At 57.9% G+C, this 2,955-nt stretch carries 2 protein-coding genes and 2 pseudogenes; all 4 read left to right on the top strand.

Annotated elements, in window-relative coordinates; all coding sequences use genetic code 11:
* Window positions 1-70 precede the first annotated feature (70 nt).
* Window positions 71-223 (top strand): annotated as a pseudogene (glnA, locus tag ACIQVE_RS26265) (glutamine synthetase); the annotation flags it as partial.
* A gap of 296 nt (window positions 224-519) precedes the next feature.
* Window positions 520-1,032, top strand: coding sequence for a DUF4124 domain-containing protein (locus ACIQVE_RS26260; protein WP_402814120.1), 513 nt, complete (start codon window positions 520-522; stop codon window positions 1,030-1,032).
* Complete coding sequence (locus ACIQVE_RS26255) at window positions 1,029-1,652, top strand: DUF4124 domain-containing protein (RefSeq protein ID WP_402814118.1); 624 nt, start codon at window positions 1,029-1,031, stop codon at window positions 1,650-1,652. Before ACIQVE_RS26260 ends, ACIQVE_RS26255 begins: the two co-directional genes overlap by 4 nt.
* Window positions 1,653-1,883: 231 nt before the next feature.
* Window positions 1,884-2,885 (top strand): annotated as a pseudogene (gene glnL / locus ACIQVE_RS26250) (nitrogen regulation protein NR(II)); the annotation flags it as partial.
* Between the last annotated feature and the right edge of the window lie 70 nt (window positions 2,886-2,955).

The following is a 2,955-nucleotide window of genomic DNA, read 5'->3' as shown; positions in this document are numbered from 1 at the left end:
AATGAAACACCTACCACCTAAATATACCAAATAAATCACACAATTTACCTACACCAAGAAATAACCAATTGAAGATCTGGACAAGGGCCGTGCGTTCCTGACCAAGGGCGGCGTGTTCTCCGACGACTTCATCGACGCTTACATCGCGCTGAAATCCGAAGAAGAAATCAAGGTCCGCACCTTCGTACACCCACTGGAATATGAGCTGTACTACAGCTGCTGATCCGGTAGCGCCGCACTACGCGGCGTGACAAAAAGAGGCCTCCTTCGGGAGGCCTTTTTTATTTGCGCAGATTTTGTGCCGAAGTAGATACCTGTGGGAGCGAGCTTGCTCACGAATGCGGTGGGTCATTGCAAGCAATGTTGGATGACATGACGCCTTCGCGAGCAAGCTCGCTCCCACAGGTGCTCTAGCGCTCGGCAGATATGGGTAATGCTTGGCGAAATGTGTACCAAGTTGGGCCAACCGCCGCGACTGTCCTATGCTGCACTCCAACGTTTTCTAATCCGGTCGATTCCATGGGTCGTGGTTTTCTATTCCTGCTGCTGGTCATCGCTCTGCCCGCCGTCGCGCAGATCTACAAGTACACCGATGCCAACGGCCACACGGTGTACAGCGATCATTCGCCGGACGGCGTAAAGGCGCAGCCGGTGGAGTTGCCGCCGCTCAATCGTGTCGAACCGCAAGCGCCGAGCACGCCGCCAGCCGTCGATACGGACAATCGCCAGCCTGAGCGCAATGCTTATGAAGTGCTGGAACTGGCCGGCCTGCCCACCGAAGAAGCCCTGCGCGCCAACAACGGCACCTTCACCGTCAATGTGCTGATCAAGCCGCGCCTACAACCGCCGCATCAGCTAAGACTGGTATTGGACGACGAGCCCTACGGGCAGCCGAGCAATGTGCCGATCCTGCAACTGGTGAGCATCGATCGCGGCGAACATCGTCTGGCCGTGCAGGTGATCGACGGCGAGACGATCATCCAGCAGAGCCCGCCAGTGATTTTCACCGTGCAACGGGTACACAAGCCATGATCCGCGCATGGCTGATAACCGTGCTGGCCCTGACGACGCTGCAAGCCTCGGCCGAAGTGTTCACTTACATCGATGCGCAGGGCAATCGTGTCTACACCGATCAGCCACGCGGCAACGCCAAACGTGTGCCGCTGGAGACCAGCAATCGCATGCCGGCAAACCCCACCGCTGCCGCACCGATCACCACCGCGAAAAAATCGCCGGAACAACCACCGTTCCACTACGACATGCTGCGCGTTCTGGTGCCCGAGCCCGACGCGACCATTCGCAGCAGTGCCGGTGAGCTGATCGTCAGCATCACCAGCGAACCTCGCCTGCAAAAGGGCCATTTGTATCGCTTGCTGCTGGATGGCAAGGCCACGGGCGAGCCCGGCGTCAGTCCGGTTTTTCCGCTGAGTAATATCGACCGTGGCAGCCATAGCCTCTCGGTTGAAATCCTTGATACGCAGGGTCGTACTGTCGAACGCACCGCCAACCAACCCTTCCACATGCTGCGCATCTCGCTCGCGCAGAAACGCCAGGTCAAACCCTGCGTTGCCGACGACTACGGCGTGCGTCCGGAGTGTCCGCTGAAAGACAAACCCGAAGAGCCGAAAAACCCTTTCCTGCGTTTCTTCTAACGCCACTCAGCGTTGCGCACTATATTGGTGCAATAGGCTGCACCGTACTCAGATTCCATCCCATTTTGGTTCGAAACTACACGTAGGCGCTGGCTGGCTGCCACGCAAACGAGCGTCAAAAGCCCGTTTCAGGGGTTGAACGCTTCTTTTCGGAGCCTTGGTTTGGTTTTTGCATTTTCCACCTGCACACGCTTGTTTCTTGCGCACGCTCCGCCCCCAAAAGAGGCCTCGATGACTATTAGCGACGCAATCCCACGTTTGCTGCTCGACAACCTGACCACCGCTACCATTCTGCTCAACGCCGAATTGCGCCTTGAGTACATGAACCCAGCGGCCGAGATGCTGCTGGCCATCAGCGGTCAGCGCAGCCATGGGCAGTTCATCAGTGAGCTGTTCACCGAGTCCACCGAGGCGCTCAATTCATTGCGTCAGGCCGTGGAGCAAGCGCACCCATTCACCAAGCGCGAAGCCATGCTCACCGCCCTCACCGGCCAGACCCTGACGGTGGATTACGCGGTGACGCCGATCCTCAGCAACGGCGCGACCCTACTCCTGTTGGAAGTCCACCCGCGTGACCGCTTGCTACGGATCACCAAGGAAGAGGCGCAGCTGTCGAAGCAGGAAACCAGCAAGATGCTGGTGCGCGGCCTCGCTCACGAGATCAAGAACCCCCTCGGTGGCATCCGTGGCGCCGCGCAATTGCTGGCCCGCGAGCTGCCGGAAGAAAGCCTGCGCGATTACACCAATGTGATCATTGAAGAGGCCGACCGCCTGCGCAATCTGGTCGACCGCATGCTCGGCTCGAACAAGCTGCCGTCGCTGGCCATGTGCAACGTCCACGAAGTACTCGAGCGCGTATGCCATCTGGTCGAAGCGGAGAGCCAGGGCTGCATCACCTTGGTGCGCGATTACGACCCGAGCATTCCCGACGTGTTGATCGACCGCGAGCAAATGATCCAGGCCGTCTTGAACATCGTGCGCAACGCGATGCAGGCGATCAGCAGCCAGAACGAGCTGCGTCTGGGCCGCATCAGTCTGCGTACTCGCACCATGCGTCAGTTCACCATCGGCCACGTCCGCCATCGTCTGGTGACCAAGATCGAGATCATCGACAACGGCCCGGGTATTCCGGCAGAACTCCAGGAAACCATTTTCTTTCCCATGGTCAGCGGCCGCCCGGACGGTACCGGGCTGGGCCTGGCCATTACCCAGAACATCATCAGCCAGAACCAGTGATTGTTAGATTGTGTTTTAGTTAAAGTGTTTTATTCTTTGTGTATATTTCTGTGTTTGGATTATGTTT

Source organism: Pseudomonas sp. NPDC098747 (assembly GCF_044760045.1).
Taxonomy (GTDB): domain Bacteria; phylum Pseudomonadota; class Gammaproteobacteria; order Pseudomonadales; family Pseudomonadaceae; genus Aquipseudomonas.
The sequence above is the reverse complement of the archived record's forward strand: the minus strand, read 5'-3'. Positions and strand labels throughout refer to the sequence as shown.